Genomic DNA, 23599 nt, shown 5'->3' on the forward strand with positions numbered 1-23599 from the left:
GGGGAGCATGATGAGCAAGGCTATTTTATTTGCTGCGGGCTATGTTGATTCGAGTGGCATCGAAACATACAATGCGCAGTTCATGAGCAAGATGCGAGGCAATGGGCTATCGGTGGGCGCAATCGCTCCACTGCACCGAATGGGCGGTGAAACGGCGGAAGGGGCGGAAGGGCGTGTACTGGCCGTATTTGAAGTGGCGATGCCCTATCGCAACGTTCAAGCCGTCATTCGCCGAACGGAACGGTCCGGCATTCCATTTTATTGGATAGATGCACCAACGTATTTCGAACGGACGAACCGGTTCGGCGAGCGGGATGACGCAGAGCGTTATCTCTTCTGGTGCAGGGCAGTGCTTCAAGCGCTGCCAGCTCTGGACATGATGCCGGATTTGATTCATTGCCAGGATTGGCCATCGGCGTTTATTCCGTTTTTGTTGGAGAACCGATATCGTTCGGTTGCCGCATATGCAGCGATTCGTACGGTGTATACATTCCACTCGATTGGCAATCAAGGCATTTTCGATCAGGAAAATAGCGTGTATGCCGGGTTGTCTACGGATGATCTTCTAGAATGTGGGCTGGATTATTACGAGCAGTTGAATTTCATGCAGGCTGGCATTCGCTATGCAGATGCGATTACGACGGTAAGCCCGCAATATGCCCGGGAGCTCGCAACCGAAATGTGCGGGATGACAATGGAGCAGCATATTGCTGATAGGCAGGAGCGGCTGTACGGGATCGTAAACGGTATCGACCACCATGCGTTCGATCCGGCGACGGACCGGCAGATTGCTGCAAATTATAGTGCCAACGATCTATCAGGAAAGAAGGCCAACAAAACAGCGGTTCAAGAAGAGCTGGGCTTGCCTCAACGGGCAGATGTACCCGTTATGCTGTTTCATTCAGCTTTCAGCAGCGAGAAAGGTGCGGATATGCTGCGATATGGCCTGCATGATTTGCTTAAAAGTGATTTGCAGCTGATTGTTCTGCATGCTGGACCGGAAAGCTGCGGATTCGAGGAAGGGCCGTTCATGCGGTTTTTCACAGAGGCGGCGCAATCGCATGGGCCGAAATTCCGGTTTCTCCCGTACGATGCTAAGCTCAAGCGCCGGTTGTTCGCTGGCGCAGATATGCTCTTGATGCCGTCTGCCTCCGAGCCATGCGGGTTCGAGCAGCAGCTCGCGATGCGGTACGGGACAGTGCCAATCGTGCGGGCTGTCGGCGGGCTGGCAGATACCGTTATTCCTTATGGCGACAATCCAGCTGCTGCAACGGGCTTTGCCTTTCAATATGCCAATGAGAAGGTAATGCTGCATGCGGTTCGGCAGGCTATCGGGCTCTACAGAAGCAAGGAACAATGGGAGAAGCTTATCCGAAACGGGATGAAGCGCCAATACAATATGGACGATACAGTCGATGCCTATATGAACGTTTATCGCAAACTCGTCGGAGACCGCATAGGCGTCGCAGCATCCGTGCATGGAAGCGAGGATAACCGATGAGCCGCAATGTGTTGTTCGTCACCTCACAGATGTATCCATTCGTCACGGGCACGATGGGTATTTTCAATTATTCGTTGCCTAAGAAGCTCGCCGAGCTTGGCTGGGACGCGCGGGTCATCGTTCCGCGCATTCGCAATGTCCATCGCGAGTATCCCGAGCAGCAAGAGCATATCGCCCAGTTGTTTATTCCAATAGGGGGCCAGCTGTATGTTGGCCGAGTGGTTTCCTGCCAAGTCGATGGCATCACCGTCTATTTGATTGATGCTCCTGATTATTTTGGCCGGCCGGAGTTGTATGGGTATGAGGATGAAGCGGAGCGGTTCGGATTTTTCTGCAAAGCGGTGTTGGCTGCACTTCCTCTATTGGATTTTAAGCCGAATTTGCTCCATCTGCAGGATTGGCATACCGGGCTCATCCCGATGCTGATGGAAACGAAGCATGCAGAAGATCCGTTCTACCGCGACATTCAAACGCTATTAACGATACACAACCTTGGCTACCAGGGCATTTTTGATCGGGAATATGCGGCATTGCTCGATATCGCTTGGGCGGATTGGGTGAATAGCGGTGCGGATTATTATGATCAAATTAATTTTATGAAAGCCGGCCTTCTGCACGCTGACGCCATTACGACAGTTAGCCCTTCTTACGCCAAAGAAATCGCAACGAAGCAATATGGCTCCACGCTGGAAGAGACGATTCAAGGTCGAAGCGAGCATTTATACGGCATCTTATGTGGGCTTGATCTCGAAATCAACGATCCTGCAACGGATAAACGGCTGATCATGCCGTATGATGCAGATTCCTTAGAGGGCAAAGCGCAGAACAAAGCAGCCTTGCAGCATGCACTCGGTTTTCCAGTTCAAGCGGATATTCCGGTGTTGTCGTTGTTTTCCCGGCTCAAAACGGAGAAGGGGCTCGATTTGGTCGTGAACGCGCTAGACGATCTCATGCGAATGGACGTTCAATTCGTCATCGTTTCGAACGGCGATGATATTTATGAGGACTATTTCCGCGATGCGGCATTACGATATCCCGACCGGTTCGCTTTTGTGTTGTATGATAACGATTTTGCTTACCAAGCTTATGCGGGCTCCGACATGTTTCTGATGCCTTCCGGCTATGAGCCATGCGGCATTGGGCAATTGATCGCGCTGCGGTATGGGGCCGTTCCGATCGTGCGCCAAGTTGGCGGGCTGAGCGACAGCATTCAACCGTTCAACGAGCAGACGGGCGAAGGCAACGGTTTTGTGTTTAAGCCTTATTTTGCCAAAGTGATGGTGTATACGATCCGCAAAGCGATAGAAGCGTTCCGCCGTCCAGACAGCTGGCGAACCGTCGTCCAGAACGGGATGAGGGAAAATCACGGCTGGGACCGGTATACGAAGCAATATGCAGACGTCTATGAGAGGGTGTTGAATGGATGAAAGCTGTCATTATGGCGGGCGGAAAGGGAACCCGGTTAGGGGAACGCACCCTTGATACGCCCAAGCCGTTAGTCCCTGTTCATGGCAAGCCTGTGTTAGAGCATCAGATCGATAATTTTGCAAGATACGGAATCAGGGAAATATGGGTAGTCGTCGGGCATCTGGGGGAGCAAATCGAGCAGCATTTGGGCGACGGCTCGCAATACGGGGTGAGCATCCGATACATCCGCGAGGACCGTCCGCTTGGGACGGCCGGCGCGCTGCATGGCATGAAAGAGGCGCTTGGCGAATCCTTTGTGCTGGCATATGGCGATGTTGTATTTGACGTCAATTTGTACAAAATGATTGACTATCATTATGCGCATCATTGGCTTGGAACGCTTGCGGTTCATCCGAATAATCACCCGTACGATAGCGATGTGCTGAAGGTTGGCGTCGATGGTGCTGTGCAAGCCATATACCCGAAAAACGAAGCGCGTTCGTTCGATTACCGCAATTGCGTGAACGCAGGTTTGTTCGTACTGCGCAGCAGCATCATTGACCATATTGCGCCGGACACGAAGCAGGACTTAGAGAAAGATGTGTTGACGCGCCTGATTAAGGAGGGTGCAATCGGCGCTTACAAAACGACGGAATACATGAAGGATATGGGGACGCCTGACCGATTCGACAAGGTGCAAGCGCATATGGCGCAAGGCGTCGTGCATGCCAAAAACTTGTCCCAGAAGCAGAGGGCAATTTTCCTGGACCGCGACGGCACGATTAACCGTTATGCCGGGCTCGTGTCCCATCCGGACGAGCTGGAGCTGGAACACTTCGTTGTTGATGCATTAAAGCGAATTAATGATTCGCCGTTCCTATGCATCGTCATTACGAATCAGCCCGTCGTTGCCCGCAACATGTGCACAGAGGAAGAGGTGGAGCACATCCACGACCGGATGGAGACGCTGCTCGGCAATGAAGGTGCGTATGTGGACGATATATTGTATTGCCCGCATCATCCAGACCGGGGCTATCCGGAGGAAAATATAGCGTACAAAGTCGCTTGCAGCTGCCGGAAGCCGGATATCGGCATGCTCATGCAGGCAGCCAGCCGTTACAATATCGATTTGTCAGCCTCATATTTCATTGGCGACACTACGGTAGACATTCAAACGGGGTTCAATGCGCAAACGACGACCGTTTTGCTAGGGACTGGGCTTGGCGGCTCGGACAACAAGTATGCGATCGCGCCGGACTACACCGCCCAGCATTTGCTGGAGGCAGTCGACGGCATCTTGTCAGGCGCGTTTGGGCCAAGGAGCGAGAGTGAATATGCCCAGCACAGCTAGTAGGCTATTGCAGACGAATGCAGCGGAACAGTGGAAACGAATCGGCACGGAGCAACGAGTAGGTGTGCTCATGCCGTTGTCCAGCCTCTATTCCAGCCGCAGTGCAGGCATAGGCGATTTCGAAGATTTGAAGCTAGCGGCGGACTGGTGCGCACGAACGGGGCATACCATTTTGCAGCTGCTGCCTTTAAACGATTATTATCATTCGCCTTATTCAACGTTTAGCTTATTCGCGCTTGATCCGATGTACACGGCGCTTGATCGGCTTATCGGCGTGCCGCCAAGCGAGCTGAAGGCTGAGATCAAAGCGATCCGCAGCAGGTTTCCAACTGGGCTGGGCTGCATCGATTACGATATTAAGCAGGCGAAGCTCGATTTGCTTTATGCCGTCTTTTCGAGGCTGGGGCTAGGCGATGCAGTTGATCACAAGGCGTACCGTGACTTCGCAGCAGAGAACAGCGATTGGCTTGACGGCTATGCGCTGTATACGGCGTTGAAATACGATTATTCGCCTGATAGCTGGGAAAATTGGGAGCCCGCTTATCGAGACGCAGTGCCAGCGGCGCTTGGGGCGTTTGCATTAGCGAACGAAACGAGAGTTCAGTTCATAAAGTGGCTGCAGTGGCAGCTGTACGAGCAACTCAAGGCCGCCAAACAGTACGCCAATTCGCTTGGGGTTCATCTCATGGGCGATTTGTTCTATATCGTCTCCCGCGATAGTGCGGATGTGTGGAAGCGGAGGGAATGCTTCTGGCTTGATCTGGTTCCCGGCCTGCCGCCGGAGCCTGCACATATGCAAGGGCAACGATGGGGAGACCAGCCGGTGTACCATTGGGATACGGTTACGGAAGCGGGCGGGCTGATGGAACGGCGCCTGCAGTATTGCGAGCATTTTTATAACATTGCCCGATTGGATACGGTTTCTGCCCTGTTCAAAATGTGGTACATCCCAAGAACGGCGCCGGATGAACTGCAAGGCGTGCCGGGCTTTTATTACCCGGATTCGTCCGGCGATTTCTCACAGCGTGGACGGGAAGCGCTGGCTAAATTACAGGGCTTCACCCGCATGCTGCTCTGTGCAGAAAATCTGTCCCCGGCATGCCTGTCCTATACGCCAGTCATTCGGGCGCTAGGCGTACCGCCGATTAATTTTCAACGATGGGACAAGGATTGGGATGTCCGGCATGATTTCATTCCTCCAAGCGAGCTAGATCCCGTAACGATTTTCACTTTATCTAATCATGATACGTCATTGTGGGCGGATTGGTGGGAACGTGAAGCAGGGACGATTGACGCTTCGAAGCTCGAAGGGTTCTGCCAGCAGCATCAGCTTGATGTCACGCGGATTCGGCATCGGCTGTTCGACGCGAAACGCTCCTCAGCAGGCAAATTGCGTTGGCGAGATACGGTGTCCACTCCGAAAAAGCTTGCTGAGCTAGCCGGATTGCCGATCGAGCGGATCGGGGATTTCATTCATGAATACCGCAACAGCTATGGGGAGAAAGAAAAGCTCTGGGCACAGATGAAGCTCCATGGGCCGATGCGGGAAAAGGCGGATCGGGAAATCGTTCAGAAAGCGATCGAACTCATCATTTCCTCCAACGCGGTATGGTCGATTGTCTCGATGCTGGACTACCTCTGTATGCTTGAAATCATCGGAGGCGATTACGATAATTATAGGCTGAATCGTCCGGGGACCGAGAGAGGCCGCAATTGGACACTAGCGCTTCCTATCCCGTTAGAAGCCTTATTGGAAGAGAAGCATTGCAGCCAGATACAGCAAATCATTGGGGCGGTGGCGGCTACATGAGTAAAGCAAGAAAACCATTAGAGAGGAAAACAGGGGTGTTCGCGCCTTTGTTTTCCGTTCATTCGGCACGAAGCGCTGGCGTCGGCGATTTCGAGGATTTGAAGCGGGTCGTCGATTGGTGCGCCTTAACGGGCCAGTCCATAATTCAATTGCTTCCGATGAACGATCGCTTGACTTCGGTCTACGCGCCTTCGAGTTTATTTGCGTTAGAACCGCAATATATTGCGATGGAGCGGCTGATCGGCGTCGATCAGCATGTGGCTGAATTTGCAGCGGCAGCGATTAGGCGGCATTATCCTGCTGGCCAAGGCTATGTCGATTACGCCGTGAAGGGAGAGAAGTTAAGATGGCTCTATGAGCTGTATGCTGCGATTGAGGATCCGTTGCCGCAAGCGTATTATACATTCGTGCTCGAACAGGAAGAGTGGCTACATGAATATGCACTCTATAAGACCATTAAGCGTGAGCATTCCGAGGACCGCTGGGAAACATGGGATGAACCGCTCAGGGATCGCCATCCCGCAGCGTTAGCCGACTTCGAACGCAAGCATGCGAAGAAGATTCGTTTCTTCAAGTGGCTGCAATGGCAGCTGTTCGAGCAGTTTAGGGAGGCGAAAGCGTACGCTGAATCCCGTAACGTCAGCTTAATGGGCGACTTCTTCTATATCGTGATGAGCGACAGCGTCGATACGTGGGCAAGCCGAGACATGTTCCAATTGGACCGTTGTCCAGGTTTGCCGCCTGAACCGGGAAGCCCGCGAGGGCAACGTTGGGATGATCAGCCCGTCTATAATTGGAAGCGGATGCAAGAGGATGGCTATCGTTTTTTGACTAGGCGAGTGGCGTATCAGGAAAACTTCTTTCATATTTTGCGTATCGACCATATTTCGTCCTTCTTCCGAGTGTGGAGCATTCCAACGAACGAGCCATGGGAAACGCTCGGCTTGAACGGGCGATACGAGCCTTCCACTTATTCGGAATGGGAGGAACAAGGCAGAGCAATGCTGGCGGCTATGCAACTGGGAACCTCGATGGCCTTGTGCGCCGAAAATCTCGGGCCGTTCACAACTTTCTTCACGCCGGCCGTTCGTGATTTAGGCATACCGATCATTAACTTTCAGCGATGGGAAAAGGATTACGACGGTACATGCAAGTTTAAGGCGCTGAAAGATTACGACGAATTGACGATGATCACCTTGTCCAATCATGACACCTCCTGCTGGACCGATTGGTGGGAGAATGAGGCAGGAACGGTAGAAGAGAGCTGGTTCCGGGAATATTGCGGTTATCTCGACCTGCATTATGAGACGGTTCGGGACAAATTATTCAATCTGGAACGCTCTGCAATTGGCAAGCTGCGTTGGCGGGATGATGTTGATACGGTGGACGTTATGCTTGAACGCATTCAGCGGCATGCCTTCCAAGTCGCGGGACTGATCCATCGTTACTATTGTACATTCCAAGAGCGAGAGCAGTTGGTTAACGAGGTGCTGGCAGGAATTGCTGAACCATCGGAGACGGATAGCCGCCGCATGCTGCAAGCGGCCATGATCGGCGCGATGCGTTCGAACGCTGTATTTTGTGCCCATTCCATTATCGATTGGCTCGCAGTGCTCGGCCTTGTCGAGAAGGAAGCGGCTGCCGAGATGCGCATTAGCCGTCCTGGCATCGCAGACGTGAAGGACTGGTCGCTGACGATTCCGATTCCGCTAGAGAAGCTGTTGGAGGAAGCAGTTGTAGCGGAAGCGAAACAGATTGTTGAAGCTGGGCAAGTGAGCAAGGTGGAGCGCTAGAGCAAGAGCTAGAGCAAGTGCGGCATCGAAGCAAAAGGCTAGCTCGATTAGAAAGCGAATGGAAAGGCAAAACCGTCCATTTGGGTGAAGAAGGAGACTCCTTCTTTGCCCTATTTTTCTTATGGAGGCGAATAACAAGACATGCTTAAAATGCTTATTGTAATCGTGATTCTAGTGTTAGGCCTCATGCACTATCGCAGCAAGGATTATGAGCGGGCAATTGGTTATTTTGATCAAGCTATTGCGCTGTCAGAGACGTACAACTTCTCCTATGATTCAAGTTTCCGTAATGTCGTAATGGCCTATGTGAAAGCAGGGAAAATGGAGAGAGCCCGAACCGTGTATGGACAGTTATTAGCTAGAAGCAGCTATGACCGTAAGTTTCTGAAGTTGAAACAGCTTGAGTAACTGATTCACTAGCCAATGGAAATTATGGGTTGACGCGATTCAAAAATATGGTATGATTCTTCTCGGGTCTTAATCGTAATAATTACATATTAAGACGAAATAAGCAACCCACACCATACAGAAGGGAGTGAAGTTGGCATGCAGCGGGAAGTTGATTTTATTAAATTCAATCCCACGCAAAACATGACCATTCTAGTGAAGACCGATCATCCGACCGAAGAGTATAAGCACATTGCAGCGACATTGATGGCTTATGACCATGTGTATGCCGAACAAGTTGGATTTATCGAGAAACCGAGAAAACGAGGGACAGCTGCCTATTTGCAAATGGCTGGCGGCGAGTTTTGCGGGAATGCATGCTTGGCGCTGGCAGCATTAGTCGCGTCTGAGAATGGGCTAACTGGCAATGGATCAACGGAGATTAGGCTTGAAACTTCGGGAATCGAGCATTTTGTAAGCTGCCAAGTTACGAGGCGACAAGAAGGGTATGCTTGCCAGCTGGCCATGCCGATTCCGAACAAGATCGAGCAGAAGACGGTAATGTTTGAAGGCGATGAGTTAAATCTCGTGTTTGTAAGGTACTCTGAATTTTTTCATATCGTCATCGAGGTGGACCAATTCGATCAGCAGGTGAGAACTAAAGCGCAGGCTTTGGCCAAGCTGCTCGGTGTTACGATAGGCGCTAACTTAATCGGCATCTTGCTGTATAAGCCACATTCGAGTGAAATGGCGCCCCTCATTTATGTCCCTTCGTTAGACAGCATGGTTTGGGAACGAGGGTGCGGATCAGGAACAGCGTCGCTCGGCGCTTACCTGTCATGGAAAAACCATGCAGCAATCGCTGAGCCAATCAAGCAGCCAGGCGGCATGATTCATGTAAATGCTGCTTGGGAAAATGAACAGGTAACAGCCTTGGCAATTGAAGCGACAGTTGAAATCGTCGCACGAGGCAAAGCTTTTATTGCGGTTTAGCCACTATCGTGAAGGGGAGTGAAGCAAATGCTAGCAACCGATCAATTTCATCGCAATTTAACCGGCTTTCATCAGCGGTTCGTGGACTTGGCGGATCGTTATGATGGAACCATTCATTGCAGCGCTGAGCTAGAGGCGATTATCGGTGCTTATTCGGCGTTCATAACGGATGAAGCGAATAAGCATGCGTGGAAGCAGCTTGAGCAGCTCGATGAGGGGCCAGCAACTGCCGATTTATCTAATTTGGCAATAGATTTAAGGCAATCATCCGCAAGGTGCGTTGCAATTATGGAAAAATACCGTGCGATAAAGCTGCTGAGCGGAGAGGAAGAGAGCGCGGGCTACTTCAAAAATATCGAGTCGTGCATTGAAGAGGAATTCGGCAATTTCCAGTTGTCTGCGGATTCTAAGGTGCTATTGATCGGCTCGGGTTCATTCCCGATGACGCCGCTGTACATCGCTAAGCGAACAAGTGCGACGGTGATTGGCATCGATATCGATGAAGAGGCGATACATCTAGGGCGAAGCGTGATCGATCGATTGGGCAAAGGATTGAATATCCAGCTGGAGCAAACGTTTATTAACGAGCTGGACGGGATGCAGGACGTCACCCATATCATTTTCAGCTCGACGGTTTCGAATAAATATGGCCTGCTCGAACAGTTGCATGGATTAACGAACGATAACGTAATCGTGGCAATGAGATTCGGTGATGGGCTGAAATCATTGTTTAACTATCCAAAGCAGGAAGTGAACAGGCGGCAATGGACGCTTGTGGAAACGATCGCTCGCCCTCGCCAAGTGTTCGATATCGCCTTGTATCGGAAAACAGGGCAACAAACGGATAGCGAAAGAGGTTTATATGAGCGGGTTTAATCGCATTTTGCTGGCCGGTACAGGTCCCGCTTCGATTCAAATGGCTGTCATGCTAAAGCAATCTCTGAATTGCTGCATCGGAATTGCCGGACGGGAGTCGGTGCGTTCTTCGAGCTTTTTCTCGGCACTTAAGCAAAGCAACGGGCGAATCAGCGCAAGCGTGCAAAATGAAGCGCATCGCCGGATAGCAGGGGATTGCGATATCGATCATATTTTTCACGGATATGGGACGATTGAAGGGGAATGGGATACCGTGTTACTGGCGGTTACGACGGACGCTTACATTGAGGTTTTGAACCAAATCGCGGAGCCAGTATTAAAAAAAGTAAAGTGCATCGTATTGTTGTCCCCGACGGTAGGCTCGAACAGCTTGGTTCGGCATTACATGAACAGCATGCAATCAAACGCGGAAGTTATTAGTTTCTCTACCTACCTCGGCGATACGCGCTGGATAAACGGCATCCCTTCCAATCAAGTCATCACGGCTGGCTTGAAACGCAAGGTGTTCATTGGCTCAAACCGCGGTTCTTCCTGTAACGTGCAGAAGCTTTGCGCTATGTATGGCCGGCTAGGCATCACGCTGGCAACCATGCCTGCCCCTCTCGAGGCGGAGATGAGAAATATATCGCTGTATGTCCACCCTCCCTTGTTCATGAATGACTATTCATTATCTATCATTTGCGGAGAAGCAGCAGTTAAGAAATACGTCTACAAGCTGTTTCCCGAAGGACCCATTACACAGAATGCCATTCACGACATGCTGGCTGCGTGGAAAGAAATGACGAGCCTATTCGGCAAGCTGAAGGCAACGGGGCTGAATCTTCTTCAGTTCATGACCGATGACAACTATCCGGTGCGGGAGGAAAGCTTGTCGCGCGAAGATATTGAGCAATTCGTTCATCGAAATCCCATTCACCAAGCCTATTTGCTATATATCCGATACGCGTCCCTACTAATTGATCCGTTCTCGACGCCGGATGAGGAGGGGAAATACTTCGATTTCTCGGCTGTCCCGATTCGCCAAATAAATAGGAACAGTGATGGCGCTTGGGAAATGCCGCGAATGCCGAAGGAGGATTATTACCGGATCAAAATTATACAGGGCATCGCTAGATTCGTAGATTCGGCCTGCCCGACTATCGATAAGTTCATTGCAGCATACGAAGGGGCAATCGTGCAATTTGCTGAAGCCCATCAGGACGAACGTTTATCGGACGCCTTCACTGTACAGAGCTTCGAAGATGATTTGGAACGGATATGCAGCGACATCGGAGCCATGCTGCAACCGAATACGGCCCATTAATAAATGCTCGAATGAGGAGGATATTTTATGACAAGATCAATGGCTTGCTTCCTATGTCTATCTATTGTTTCTATGCTTTTGCTAACGAGCTGCAGTGACGGCAAGGCTGCAACGGCAGGGGGAACGAAACAAGAGCAAGAGCTGGCCTATGCGACAGCCGAAGATATAAACGATATGAATCCCCACTTGTATCTAGGCTCATTGCCAGCGCAAGGAATGGTCTATGAATCATTAGTGGAGAACACAGAAGATGGCATCAAGCCGCTGCTGGCTGAATCATGGGACGTATCCAAGGATGGGAAGGTGTACACCTTTGATCTGAGAAAGGATGTCAGCTTCCATGACGGAGCGCCATTCAACGCAGAAGCAGTGAAGAAGAACATTGATGCGGTGCAGGATAACGCCAGCAGGCATGCTTGGATCAAGCTGTCTTCCAAAATTGTGAGCTGCAACGTACGCGATGCGTATACGGTTGAGCTGGTATTATCCGAGCCGTATTACCCAACATTGCTTGAATTGTCGATGACAAGGCCTTATGTTTTTATCTCGCCTAACGATTTTCAGAACGGGGGGACGAAGGACGGCGTAAGCGGCTTTCACGGCACAGGCCCTTATCAGCTCTCTGAGCATAAAACGGATCAATATGCCACGTTTACAGCCAATGGGAAGTATTGGGGCGGGGCTCCTAGCATCAAGAAAATAACGGCGAAAGTGCTGCCCGCGGGAGAGACAACTTATTTAGCGCTGCAGAAGGGAGAAGTTAACTTTATTTTCACGGATGATCGGGGCGTTGACAGTATTGATGTGGAAGCGATGAACCAATTGGCGGATACGGGAGATTATCAGCTCGTGCGAAGCAAAGCGGTGAACACGAAAATAATCGTGGCTAATAGCAGCAAATCGGATAGCCCGGTTCATGAAACAGCGGTCCGCCAAGCGCTCTGGCATGCGATTGACCGGGAAACGATTAGCAAGGCGATTTTCCATGGGACAGAAGCGGCAGCCAATACCTTGTTCTCTGCTAACGTCAACTATGCGAATGTCCAGTTGAAGGTTAGGGGGTACGACTTGGAAAAGGCGAAGTCGTTGTTGGAACAAGCGGGCTGGGTGCAAGCAAGCAACAGCGAAGCCAGAATGAAAGCCGGCAGCAAACTCGCGATGAAGCTCTACTATGATGCCAATTCGTCCACGCAGAAAACAGAGGCGGAATTCATTCAAAATACGGCCGAAAAGATCGGCATCCAATTAGCGCTAATCGGCGAGCAATCGTCCTCCCTCGCAACGAGAAGGGCAACAGGCGACTATGAGCTGCTATTCAACCAAACATGGGGCCTCGCGTACGATCCGCAAAGCACAGTTGCTTCCTTTGCGTCCGAGGCTGCTTATTATCATACGACCAGCGGCATCGCCCGGGCTGATGAGTTGTATAACAAAATCGATGAAGTGATAGTGTCCGAGGACGAGAAGGCGCGAAAGTCACTGTACGCGGATATATTGGACATCGTACATGAGGAAGCCGTCTTTATTCCGATTACGAATGGCAGCGTTTCGATCATCGCCCCTAGCAGCCTGCAGGGCATTTCTTTCGAGCAAACGCAATACGAGCTGCCGTTTGAGCGGATGCACTTTCAGCAGAACGATTATTAAGCGAGATTACGATGGGGAGGCATATCATTCAACGGGCATTATTATCGATTCCATTGTTGTTAATTATATCGTTTCTCACATTCGTATTTATCCAGCTAACGCCAACAGATCCTGTCGAAGCTGTGTTGCATGCACAAGGCGTTCCGGCGATAACGGATGAATTAAGGCTGGAAACCAAATCCGCATTAGGGCTGGACCGGCCATTTATGATTCGTTATTTGGATTGGCTGGCAGCTATATTGCAGCTTGATTTTGGCAACTCTTACGTGACGGGCAAACCGATCGGGCCTTTGCTTGGCCCTGCTCTCCTGCATACGGTGAAGCTAACAGGGATTTCCGTCATCGCAATTGTCGCATTGTCAATCGCGTTGGGGGTCATCTGTGCGATGCGGGAAGGTAGAATGATGGATAAATCAGTGCGAGGCGTCTTTTTTATGCTAACATCGATGCCGCCTTACTGGATTTCAGCGCTGCTCATTTGGTATTTTTCTGTTCATTTGGACCTGCTCCCCACCAGTGGCATGGGATCGTTTAGAAGCTATGTTTTGCCGGTGACGGTCATCACGATCAGCTATGCGGGCATTTATTTTCGAGTGGTTAGGAGCGCAATGCTTGCCAATTTAAATGAAGGCTATGTGCTATATGGCAGGGCATCCGGCTTGACCGAGAGGCGAATTACGCTGCATATTTTAAGAAACTCATTACAATCGGCTGTTTCCGTGTTCGGCATGGCGATCCCCGTAATCGTAGGAAGCACGGTCGTTGTGGAAAATCTATTCGCCTGGCCGGGTTTAGGCACGCTTAGTGTGAACGCTATTCTTAGCAGGGATTTTCCAATGATTCAAGCGTACATTCTTGTACTGGCCGTAGGGTTTGTGTTGTTTAATGCTGTTTCTGACATGATCAACGCGCTGCTGAATCCCAAGCTAAGGGAGGATCGTTAATTGAAGCTTTTCAGGCTTGTATGGCAAGATAAGCTAGCCGCTATTGCGTTATTTATTATCGGCTCCACGGTTGCTGTCGGCGTGTTTGCTCCTATTCTTGCACCACATCCGCCTAATGACGTGCACATGGAGCTTCGATTCGCTGCGCCGTCATGGGCGTATCTATTAGGCAATGATGATTTGGGAAGATGCATCCTGTCCCGATTATTGTATGGCATACGCCCTAGCGTGCTATCGGTGCTTGTGGCGCTGTTTCTCTCGGTCGCGATCGGGGCAATACTCGGCTTTATTGCGGGCTACTTTAGAGGGAAAACGGATGCGATCATCATGCGTTGTTGCGATGTGATGCTTTCCTTTCCCTCCTATGTCATGACGTTAGCTGTAATCGGCATTCTCGGGGCAGGACTTACGAACATCCTGCTTGCATTCGTCCTGATGAAATGGGCGTGGTTCGCCCGCATCATCCGAACGTCAGTCATGGATGCTGCGAAATCTGGCTATGTGAAGTTCGCCCAAGTGATCGGGGCCAGCAGCGTTACGATTATGGCCAAGCATATTTTGCCTGTCACGCTTCCGGGCATTGCGGTCATCGCGAGCAGCTCGTTCGGATCAATGATTTTGCAATTATCCGGCTTTTCGTTTCTCGGTTTAGGCATTCAAGCTCCGAATGCAGAATGGGGGATGATGTTGAACGAGGCGAGGAAAGTGATGTTCACACGGCCACAGTTAATGGCAGCGCCCGGATTGGCGATTATCGCTGTCGTTTCAGCCATTCATTATGTATCAGATTCGCTTCAAATGATGTTGGACCCCAAGCTTATGGCTTCCAAGCCTAATGCGTTAGTGAAAGGAGGGATACCATTCGTCCATGAATCGATTAGAAGTGAGAAGCTTAAAGGTTTGGGATAGCGTCACCGGCAGAGTCCTCATTCCGAATAGCTCCTTTCATGTCCAACAGGGAAAATGCCTAGCCATCGTGGGCGAGAGCGGAAGCGGGAAGTCGCTCACAAGCAGGGCCATTATGCGGCTAATGCCGAAGGGCATCCGGCAATCCGGGGATATTTTGCTGGGTGGGGAAAACTTATCCGAGCTTGCAGAGCATGAGATGCGGAAGAGAAGAGGAAGAAACCTCAACCTCATTATGCAAAATGGCATGCATGCCTTCGATCCCTCATGCGTAGTTGGCGTTCCGATACAGGAAACGCTTGCCTTGCATTATGGCTGGAGCCGTTCAGTCATTGAGGAGAAGATGGTGCGGGCTATGGAACGCGTTATGCTTAAAAACCCTATCGGCATGATGAATCAATATCCCCATCAGCTGTCGGGCGGCATGCTGCAGCGGGCCATGATTGCGTTAGCCCTCGTGCTAGAACCTGAAGTCGTCATCGCGGATGAACCGACGACTGCGCTCGATATGATCTCGCAATTCGAGGTGGTCGAGCAGCTTATCCAATTGCGGGACAGCATCGGCTGCGCTATGATCTGGATTTCCCATGATCTATCGGTTGTTCACCAAATAGCGGATGAGGTGCTGGTCATGAAGGAAGGGGAGCTTGTGGATCGTGGGACGCCGCAAGGGATTTTCACCCATGCTGTTCATCCCTATACCCGTGATTTGGCGGCAGCCAAGCAGGCGCTTACGGAACATTTTGAACGAATAATGGGAGGCGGTAGCCCTGCTGTGCGTTGATCAAGTTGACAAATCGTATAAAACAGGCGGGATGTTCTCGACAGAGCGGCGAATGGTGTTGAATAGCATCAGCTTCGAATGCGGGCAGGGAGAATGCTTGGCCGTTATTGGGGAGAGCGGCAGCGGCAAATCGACATTAGGGCGATTGATTCTCGGAATGGAGAAGCCAGATCGCGGAACGGTCCTTATTCGAGGCAAGCGAGTGGAGAATCGAACTGCGAGGCTAGGAGCAGTCAGCGCTGTTTTTCAAGATTATACATCGTCTATTCATCCCTTTTATACCGTTGAACAGGCGCTGCTGGAACCAATGAAGCTGCTCAACGTCTCACGGCAGGACGCGCAGGACAAACTTGATTTGTTGTTGGAGCAGGTTGGGCTACATGTTTCTTATCGGGCCAAATACCCGCATGAGCTATCCGGCGGGGAAGCCCAAAGGGTTTGCATCGCAAGGGCTGTCGCTACGGAACCCGACTGGATCGTTCTCGATGAGGCGACTGGTGCGTTGGATGGCATCGTACAGCGGCAGGTGCTTGAATTGCTGAAGTCTATTCGTAAAATTTACGGAACTGGACTAATCTTTATTACCCATGACATCCAAGCTGCTGCTTATATTTCCGATCGGGTCCTTATCCTCCGTAATGGCAGGGTTGAGGAAATCGCATTAGTCTCGCAATTAAAGGATGTGCAATCCGATTATGCCAAGCAATTGTTAAGGATGGCTCTGCGCTAGCAGATGGGCGCATGAGCAATTGCAGGAGCATCGAGGAAGGAGTTTATCTATTGGGTGGTGCACTGTCATGGCCGTTTATGCGGCTATATATATTAACCTTATTATATTTTAGTGCGAATGCCATCTTAAATGTCATCATTCCGCTGAAGGGTGAGTCACTGGGCGCCTCCAATTCGATGATTGGGCTCATTATGGGCGCGTATCTGTTTACAACGATGATATTCCGGCCTTGGGCAGGCAATTGGATACGAAAGCATGGGCCTATTCGCGTGTTGCGCATCATACTAGTTGTTAACGGCGCTGCGCTCGTCCTGTATACGTTGACTGGCTTGGAAGGATACCTAGCAGCTCGCATGTTGCAAGGCGTATGCACAGCGTTCTTCTCAATGGCGTTGCAACTGGGCATCATTGACGCGCTGCCGGACAAAGAGCGGTCACAAGGCATATCTCTGTATTCCTTATGTGCGACGCTGCCGGGAATGATTGGCCCTCTGTTGGCGATAGGCATGTGGGAGGCGGGAGATAAGGCGGTGTTCCCTTCCGCGATGATCGCGATTGCAATCCTTACAGGCGTGGTGGGCTATAGCGCCAGAGTGAAGCCGAACGCAGCGGAGCAAGAATCGGGGCGATCAGCGCGAGATCAGGGGGCAACGATGCTGCAGTCCTTCGGCCAGCTCTATCGAAACCGGCAATTGCTCAAATGCAGCGTCCTCATGCTTGTTGCTTCCGTTGTATTCGGAGCGGTTACAACCTTTATGCCGCTGTATGCTTCGCAAATCGCAGGCGGCAATGCGGCTTTGTATCTCATGCTACAGGCGGGAACGGTCGTGATCGCACGATTTGCATTAAGGAAAAGAATTCCTTCCGATGGCAGATGGCATTCTGCTTTCGTAATGGCATTAATGCTTCAAGTAGCAGTGGCTGCTCTAAGCGTAAGCTATTCCGCAACAGGCGGTGCTTCGTTTCTATATGCTGGCGCGGCATTAATGGGGCTCGCTCAGGCTTTAATTTATCCGGCATTAACGACGTATTTGACCTTCGTGCTGCCGCCGATCAATCGTAATGTGTTGATTGGATTATTCATTGCTATGGCTGATTTGGGCGTTTCATTAGGCGGTTTCTTAATGGGCCCAATTGCAGACGTGTTTTCTTATGCCTTCATGTACATGATTTGTGCGGGCTTAGGGGCATCGATGATCGCGGTTGCTTATGAACGGCGCAAGCAGGTTGGCTCGTCCTAATGGACAAAGAAAAGTACCCATTTCCCTTACACGTTGTAGATAAGTGGGGGAAATGGGTACTTTTTTATCCGATGCTAGGCAATCACAATCAAGTTACTAACCCTCATACGACAGGCAGCCCGCAATAACCATGCCTACCGCGACCGAGATCACGAGGATCAGCAGGCCAACCGCGATATTGTTGTTATCAACAGCAGACACGATGGTCACTTTGACATTAGCCATTTTGCCAACAAGAATCGAAATGCCCTCCGTAATATAGAAGAGGATGATTAGCGCCACGATTCCGATTAATCCCCAGAGCAGCATATCCGTCAAGGAAACCGAGTTTTCCGCCGCAGCGCGTACAACGATGGCAAGGCCGATGAGCCTTCCGCCTAATGATAGTGCCGCCGATACGTTCCCTTGGAAGATTTGCGCAAACTCTTTATTTTTCGTCGTAATTTCGAATAGGAAAAGCCCCACGATCAGAATCGCGAACCCTACTAATGCATAGGAAATAAAATCAACATACAAATTTTCGTTCATTGCCTATAACTCCCTTTGTTTATGGTTTGGTAATGCCAATTGGCAAAAAATAAGATAAATTGTCCGTAATGCGATTGCCGACGCGAATGCCAATCGCTCCTGCTTGGCCGCCGATTAAGAAGCTGCCGAACATGACGGAGCCATGCTTGATGCCGGTTTCCGAATGGAAGGATGTCATCGGCATGTCAATGTACTTCTGGTAAACGGGCAGAAAGTGGGTATACGATTCGTGCGCGTCCTGCAACTCCATCTCGCCATTCCCGTTGAAAATCGTAACCGTATCGCCTTCTCGTCCGAAGGAAGGCTTCCTGACGTATGGCGTACCGCTGCTCAAGAAAGGGTCGGGCTCTAAGTACGTTGGCAGAAAATAGGATTCGATCCACGCATGCTCGATCTCGTCGAAAAACGGGCTGCGCTCCTCATACAATCCCCAGATGACGGCTTGCACCGCCTTGGACTGCAATAGGAAGGCGGAGGGCGGATTCACGGCCGCAACCTTGTCTTGGGCAATCAGCTCCAGCAGCCATTGGCCAATCGGGTTGCCCTCCTCATCGTGATCATCGATCAGATTCTCGATGGGAAACGTCTGCCGATATAACACATCGATCCGGTCGCCGTTGTCATCATAGAGGCCGTCATTATGCACGATCTGAAGTTGATCCAGCGGCACGAATCGAGCCGGGAAATTCGACAAGCCCATTAAGTAATTGGCCGTATGGAGGTCCTCCATATTGTCCTCATGCGCAGTAAATACGACATTCGGAATCGATAGGCTCGAGTCGAATGATAGCCGGTCGAGGCTTTCTACAATCGCTCGTTCTACCGCTAATGCCAGCTGGCGTTCATAGCCTGTATTCGGGTCGTACATGTTAAATGCTTCGCAAACAAGCCCGTTAATATGATGCAGTTCCTTAATAAAGGTAGGCGTGTCGGCGTTGATTTCCAGACATTTGAACGAACCGTTATGCTGAACGAGATCCAGCCTTGCAATCACGCTCTCAACAGACAGATGGCTGAGCCTTAGGTAAGGAAGCGTCGCTGGCGGAAAGCCGAGGTCGAGCAACGTCTCATCGTCGACGGATCGAAGCAATTGGGCTGTTTTGAAAAAAATATGCCCGATACGCTGTGTCGCTTCCCGCATCTGTAATACATCTTCCTTGGACACCTCGTGGACATCGAATAACGAGTATTCCTGTCCGTATAGATCAGCCCAATAATCGGGGATGGCATCGTAAAATTGGTTGCGCCGTTCGGCTCGTTCGGTATCCATTGGCAATCTAGCCTCCGCTGCTGAAGCTGCCTTTGCCAAATCCGGAGCTCTTCTTCGGCGTTAACGTCGACTTGTACGATTTGTAGGAGCTATCTTTATGCAAGGAGGAGCTGGATGAATAATAGCGGTTGTTATGATAGTAAGAGCGATAATGGGAGGAGCTTGAATCGTCACACTCATAAACGCCTTGATTGCTGTTCCATTCCCAGTCGTTGCAACTGCTATCGTTCGGCGGTCTTGGCGGAGATGGCTCCGGATACGTCGTCTGGCCGCATCCCGACATCGCCGATGCTACCGCAACTGATGAGATGCCCAGCATTACTTTTTTGGTTAAACTGCTCTTCATGAACAAAAGACCCTCCAATTAAAAATTCAAATCGTCTTTCATTATAAAACACATTAAAAAAGAATAGAGCAAAAAACGAAATATTTCTCAAAAAAATGGTATCATCATAAAAAATGGAACTTGGAGTGATAAACCATGAACAAACTTACTTATTATATCAAAACAGGATACGACGAATATCAGCCGTTTATGTCCTATTATTCAGGCAATGTAGGCGTCGATGAAATGTATGCCCGCCAGCTTTGCACCTACCTCGTCGCCAACGGAAGGCAGTACGAGCTGCTATCGAACGAAATGCAATATGACGAAGAAGCGCTAATTGTAAAAGAACTCGGTCCAAATGAAAGGTATATGGACGAAGTGAACTATCGCGGCCAAGGCATATTTGTTGAATTCAGAAGGCCAAGTGAGGGTGGGAGAAGGCTGGCGGAGAAGCATTGTCCGGACCATTACTCGGTGATGAGGTATTTGTTGAAGGATGTTGTGGACGTGCCAGGGTTTGGGCAGATGTGTACGACGTCGACGGAAGTGGATGAGGATCGTGGATGTTATGTGGTTTATGTGAGGGGGTTGGGGGACTGTAGTTGATCAGTGTTACAGTTGTAAATACAAGTAAAGAGGTGATCGAAATTGGATATTAGTGTAGATATGAAAAGCAAAGCAGCATCATTTCGTGATCAACTTGAGTCTCGACTTAAAAGATTTCCTCCTTGGCACTATGCTCCGATAGTTTCGAATATTATCAATGACGTATTTATTGATAGAAAACATATGGGGAGATACCCACTTCATTTTTTAATTCATTCGATTCAGGCAAATTGTAGCTTTTATAACCCTAATCGAAACGATATACTTACTGAAAAAAAACTCCAGCATATACTTAATCACTATAGAAAATATTTTGATCCGGTTGCTGAATATTTTCTTACTCAGGAAAATGGGGTTGAACCATATTTTGTTAATTTATCAAGACAGCAACTATCTTTACAGTGGGGCCATGACGCGAATTCAATGGGGAGATCAATAAAACTTTTTATCGAAAAGACATACCCGAAAAGTGAAAAGTATATTCATGATAATTATAACATTTCATTTAAAGATTGGTTTAAAATCGGCTTTGCTATATCTGCTTTTATTGAAACAAGAAAGCCTATGGTTATTTCGCTCGTACAATTTATAAACTCTCACAAGAAAATTGCAACAGATCAGGCTATAAATTCATTTTTTCAGGAAAACTCGGTTTCCCCTGAAGATATTAAAGAATTTAATATGCAGATTGAGAGTAAAATTGGATCGACGTTCGCTTTGTTCTATGATACTTATCTTCAAGGGGTATTTGTAGATAAACCTATGCTAAGAATAGGTGAAACTGATTATTTAATTATTCACAAAGAACTGTTTATGAGTAGAGTACAAGAAGGTTTATTTACTCTTTGCAAGAAAGGGATACCCAGTGATTTTGGAAATGAATTTGGAAATAATTTCTAACAATATGTAATCAATATAATCAGAGAATTTGTTAACCGCGAAAATGTCTTCGTAGAACATCAATTAAGGCAACTCACGGATCAGAAAATATGTGATATAATGCTAGTTTTTGCTGATTTTATTTTTCTGGTTGAATGCAAAGGTGTTGAATATAGTGCTCATATTGCTACAAAAAATTCTATGAAATCAGACAATTCCTCTAGGAAAATAAGTACAGGACTTGATCAACTATGTTCTACTGCTAGTTTGATAAGAAAAGGAGTATTTAATCAATTAATAGGAGATTGTCAAAATAAGAAAATTATTTCATCAGTAATTACCTACAAACAAATATATCTATCGAATTCAAAGTGGTATTTTGAGAATAATATTGCACCTCATATTAAAACTAAAGAAAACGAATTAAATGAATTATTTGAATTAAGACCACAAGTACTATCTGTTATTGAATTAGAATTACTTCTTAAGTATTCGATTGAATGCGATAAAAATTATTTTGAGATATTTAATGAGCGATTGACAAAAGGGGATCATTTCTTACAAGGGGATTGGTATAATCAACTTAATGTTAAAAATAAAAAAATCAATTCATTGCTAACGAGTTTTAGTAACTTTACAGATGAGATGTTGAGCGATTTAAGGGGCTTTGATAATGGTAAAATGTGAATTTTTTAGTTGGATGCTGTATTGTCAGTGTTGTATATTTATTGAACTCATTCGTATATTCTAAGGGGGTGTGAAATTACTATGCCATTAATAAAAGATGAAATTTATGAACGGTGGGGGAAAGAACTTGAAATATCAAAATCTTTACTATTTGCAAAATCAGCAGAGTATCACAATCTGATTTTAATATTACAAACGTGTGAAATTGTAATGTCAGAAATAAGTTCTAAACAGGCTAAGAAATATAATCAACTTCAAGGTATTAGTCGATTCCTTATGGCGCATGTATTTCAATTAGGCGTAGGTTCATACCAACTCACAAAAACAGGTTTCGGAAGTCCTGCTTTGATATTGTGTCGATCTATATATGAATCACTAGTCGACATGGCATACTTGTGGCTCTGCAAAGAAATTAATGATGGTAACGACATTGAAAGAAACGCGTGGGCTGCTTACTATAAAGTGTCTCGATATAATGTATATACTCATTGGGAAGCTTATAAGAAAAGGCAACTAGCAATAGGAAAGCATGTGGATGAAATTTTTGAAGAAAAGACAGTCGAAAAATTAAAAAAGGATTTTAAGAATTATGAATCAGATTATCCGTATACCAAAGAATTTCGAAATCGTGAATGGAATAAAATAAACTCATTGATTAAGCGTGCGCGAAAATTGGATGATACAAAAAAAATACAAAACGGATTTCCGAATAAGGGTATTATAGGATTTCAAGATTTCTCATTTGAAGCAGAATACGTTACCATATACAAGCACACTAGTGAATATGCACACGGAGAAAGCGGTTCATTACAAACGCTTTTCCAAATAGAAGGGAACAAGGGAGCTATATTAATCGGCGCGAACGACTCGAATGTTAGTAATGCAACTGGATTGGTTACGAATTATCTACTTATTTTCTCATATATGTTTGCGCATATTAATAATATTGAGCTTCAATTTATTCTTGATGAATTAGAACGTCATAAATTTGTTATTCCAACTAAAGAATAAATGTTCAAATGACAGATAAAAAGATAGATAAAACTGGAAGATATAGTAATGAAATTATGGACATCACCAACAAATTAAGGCAACTAGAAATCGACAAATATACGAGTTAACCAAAGTACTGAATTTGTTAATAAAATTGAATATAATAAGGACTCAATAACTGATGAGCTATCAGTAGTTTTCAGAAATATAGATAAATAAAAATAATTTTTTTCAAGTTGTTTGAAATGGAAAAATCAATCTTAAAACAGTTGTGCTCTATTTTATTAATGTATCGCACGGATATTGAATGAGTGATAAAAGGCTTTCCGCAGTTTTCTCCAATAGAGAGGAGTTTTTCGGAAAGCCCTTATCTAATTTGCTTAATTAGGACTAAACTATTCTAAACCACACCACCCTCATAAGCCACCAACACAACCCCTAAATCCTGCTCCAACTGCTGGATCCGCTGCACATCCTCACTGCTAATCTCAGCAACAGGAAAATTCTCGTACACGTCGTGCTGCCCCGATTGATCTTGTACCTCTTGATCCATCGAAAATCCTCCTCCAGAAACAGATAAAAGCATCATACCTATTCTGTCTGCAAAGCGAGGAAATATACGGCAGCACGAAGCT

23 protein-coding genes are annotated in these 23599 nt (G+C 48.1%); 19 read left to right on the forward strand and 4 right to left on the reverse strand.

Annotated features, from left to right (window positions below):
• Nucleotides 1-10: 10 nt before the first annotated feature.
• The 15 genes from GON22_RS08400 to cntE all read left to right on the forward strand — a co-directional run bounded on the left by GON22_RS08400 (nucleotide 11) and on the right by cntE (nucleotide 17673).
• Nucleotides 11-1501 (forward strand): glycogen synthase, encoded by a 1491-nt coding sequence (locus GON22_RS08400; RefSeq protein ID WP_160395669.1) that lies wholly within the window; start codon nucleotides 11-13, stop codon nucleotides 1499-1501.
• A complete protein-coding gene (locus GON22_RS08405) occupies nucleotides 1498-2928 on the forward strand; it encodes a glycogen synthase (RefSeq protein ID WP_160395670.1) in 1431 nt (476 codons plus the stop codon). The genes GON22_RS08400 and GON22_RS08405 overlap by 4 nt, the downstream gene beginning before the upstream one ends.
• Complete coding sequence (locus tag GON22_RS08410; RefSeq protein WP_160395671.1) at nucleotides 2925-4259, forward strand: HAD-IIIA family hydrolase; 1335 nt, start codon at nucleotides 2925-2927, stop codon at nucleotides 4257-4259. The genes GON22_RS08405 and GON22_RS08410 overlap by 4 nt, the downstream gene beginning before the upstream one ends.
• Nucleotides 4243-6069 (forward strand): 4-alpha-glucanotransferase, encoded by a 1827-nt coding sequence (locus tag GON22_RS08415; protein ID WP_160395672.1) that lies wholly within the window; start codon nucleotides 4243-4245, stop codon nucleotides 6067-6069. Before GON22_RS08410 ends, GON22_RS08415 begins: the two co-directional genes overlap by 17 nt.
• Nucleotides 6066-7862 (forward strand): 4-alpha-glucanotransferase, encoded by a 1797-nt coding sequence (locus tag GON22_RS08420; protein ID WP_160395673.1) that lies wholly within the window; start codon nucleotides 6066-6068, stop codon nucleotides 7860-7862. The genes GON22_RS08415 and GON22_RS08420 overlap by 4 nt, the downstream gene beginning before the upstream one ends.
• Nucleotides 7863-8003: 141 nt before the next feature.
• Nucleotides 8004-8270, forward strand: a complete 267-nt coding sequence (locus GON22_RS08425; RefSeq protein ID WP_160395674.1) for a tetratricopeptide repeat protein — start codon at nucleotides 8004-8006, stop codon at nucleotides 8268-8270.
• A 138-nt stretch (nucleotides 8271-8408) separates the two neighbouring features.
• On the forward strand, nucleotides 8409-9242 hold the full coding sequence (locus tag GON22_RS08430; RefSeq protein WP_160395675.1) for a diaminopimelate epimerase: 834 nt from the start codon (nucleotides 8409-8411) through the stop codon (nucleotides 9240-9242).
• A gap of 27 nt (nucleotides 9243-9269) precedes the next feature.
• Nucleotides 9270-10118, forward strand: a complete 849-nt coding sequence (locus tag GON22_RS08435) for an SAM-dependent methyltransferase (protein ID WP_160395676.1) — start codon at nucleotides 9270-9272, stop codon at nucleotides 10116-10118.
• Nucleotides 10105-11421, forward strand: coding sequence for an opine metallophore biosynthesis dehydrogenase (locus tag GON22_RS08440; RefSeq protein WP_160395677.1), 1317 nt, complete (start codon nucleotides 10105-10107; stop codon nucleotides 11419-11421). The genes GON22_RS08435 and GON22_RS08440 overlap by 14 nt, the downstream gene beginning before the upstream one ends.
• Before the next feature lie 27 nt (nucleotides 11422-11448).
• Nucleotides 11449-13068 (forward strand): staphylopine-dependent metal ABC transporter substrate-binding lipoprotein, encoded by a 1620-nt coding sequence (cntA, locus tag GON22_RS08445; RefSeq protein WP_160395678.1) that lies wholly within the window; start codon nucleotides 11449-11451, stop codon nucleotides 13066-13068.
• A gap of 11 nt (nucleotides 13069-13079) precedes the next feature.
• Nucleotides 13080-14012, forward strand: coding sequence for a nickel/cobalt ABC transporter permease (opp1B, locus tag GON22_RS08450; RefSeq protein WP_160395679.1), 933 nt, complete (start codon nucleotides 13080-13082; stop codon nucleotides 14010-14012).
• Nucleotides 14013-14921 (forward strand): staphylopine uptake ABC transporter permease subunit CntC, encoded by a 909-nt coding sequence (gene cntC / locus GON22_RS08455; protein WP_160395680.1) that lies wholly within the window; start codon nucleotides 14013-14015, stop codon nucleotides 14919-14921. It begins immediately after the preceding gene.
• Nucleotides 14881-15702 (forward strand): staphylopine uptake ABC transporter ATP-binding protein CntD, encoded by an 822-nt coding sequence (gene cntD, locus GON22_RS08460; RefSeq protein WP_160395681.1) that lies wholly within the window; start codon nucleotides 14881-14883, stop codon nucleotides 15700-15702. Before cntC ends, cntD begins: the two co-directional genes overlap by 41 nt.
• A complete protein-coding gene (locus tag GON22_RS08465) occupies nucleotides 15689-16432 on the forward strand; it encodes an ABC transporter ATP-binding protein (RefSeq protein ID WP_160395795.1) in 744 nt (247 codons plus the stop codon). The genes cntD and GON22_RS08465 overlap by 14 nt, the downstream gene beginning before the upstream one ends.
• Before the next feature lie 50 nt (nucleotides 16433-16482).
• A complete protein-coding gene (gene cntE, locus GON22_RS08470; RefSeq protein WP_160395682.1) occupies nucleotides 16483-17673 on the forward strand; it encodes a staphylopine family metallophore export MFS transporter CntE in 1191 nt (396 codons plus the stop codon).
• Nucleotides 17674-17769: 96 nt separating this feature from the next.
• Here cntE and GON22_RS08475 read toward each other — a convergent pair whose 3' ends face one another.
• Genes GON22_RS08475 through GON22_RS08485 form a run of 3 tightly spaced genes read right to left on the reverse strand, consistent with a single transcriptional unit; the run spans nucleotide 17770 to nucleotide 19817 of the window.
• On the reverse strand, nucleotides 17770-18201 hold the full coding sequence (locus GON22_RS08475) for a DUF350 domain-containing protein (protein WP_160395683.1): 432 nt from the start codon (nucleotides 18199-18201) through the stop codon (nucleotides 17770-17772).
• 19 nt (nucleotides 18202-18220) lie between these two features.
• Nucleotides 18221-19471 (reverse strand): glutathionylspermidine synthase family protein, encoded by a 1251-nt coding sequence (locus tag GON22_RS08480; RefSeq protein ID WP_160395684.1) that lies wholly within the window; start codon nucleotides 19469-19471, stop codon nucleotides 18221-18223.
• Nucleotides 19472-19478: 7 nt separating this feature from the next.
• Nucleotides 19479-19817, reverse strand: a complete 339-nt coding sequence (locus tag GON22_RS08485) for an aminotransferase yhxA (protein WP_160395685.1) — start codon at nucleotides 19815-19817, stop codon at nucleotides 19479-19481.
• A gap of 135 nt (nucleotides 19818-19952) precedes the next feature.
• Between GON22_RS08485 and GON22_RS08490 the strand changes: the two genes are divergently transcribed.
• The 4 genes from GON22_RS08490 (at nucleotide 19953) to GON22_RS08505 (ending at nucleotide 22982) form a co-directional block, all read left to right on the forward strand.
• Nucleotides 19953-20405, forward strand: a complete 453-nt coding sequence (locus tag GON22_RS08490; RefSeq protein WP_160395686.1) for an RNA helicase — start codon at nucleotides 19953-19955, stop codon at nucleotides 20403-20405.
• A 42-nt stretch (nucleotides 20406-20447) separates the two neighbouring features.
• Nucleotides 20448-21305 (forward strand): hypothetical protein, encoded by an 858-nt coding sequence (locus GON22_RS08495; protein ID WP_160395687.1) that lies wholly within the window; start codon nucleotides 20448-20450, stop codon nucleotides 21303-21305.
• Nucleotides 21306-21404: 99 nt separating this feature from the next.
• Nucleotides 21405-21971, forward strand: a complete 567-nt coding sequence (locus GON22_RS08500) for a hypothetical protein (RefSeq protein ID WP_160395688.1) — start codon at nucleotides 21405-21407, stop codon at nucleotides 21969-21971.
• Nucleotides 21972-22052: 81 nt separating this feature from the next.
• A complete protein-coding gene (locus tag GON22_RS08505) occupies nucleotides 22053-22982 on the forward strand; it encodes a DUF5677 domain-containing protein (protein WP_160395689.1) in 930 nt (309 codons plus the stop codon).
• Between the two features lie 382 nt (nucleotides 22983-23364).
• Here the strand turns inward: GON22_RS08505 and GON22_RS08510 are convergent, their stop codons facing one another.
• Nucleotides 23365-23517, reverse strand: coding sequence for a hypothetical protein (locus GON22_RS08510; RefSeq protein ID WP_160395690.1), 153 nt, complete (start codon nucleotides 23515-23517; stop codon nucleotides 23365-23367).
• Between the last annotated feature and the right edge of the window lie 82 nt (nucleotides 23518-23599).

This window comes from Paenibacillus sp. MMS18-CY102 (assembly GCF_009789195.1).
Classification (GTDB): Bacteria; Bacillota; Bacilli; order Paenibacillales; family Paenibacillaceae; genus Paenibacillus_T.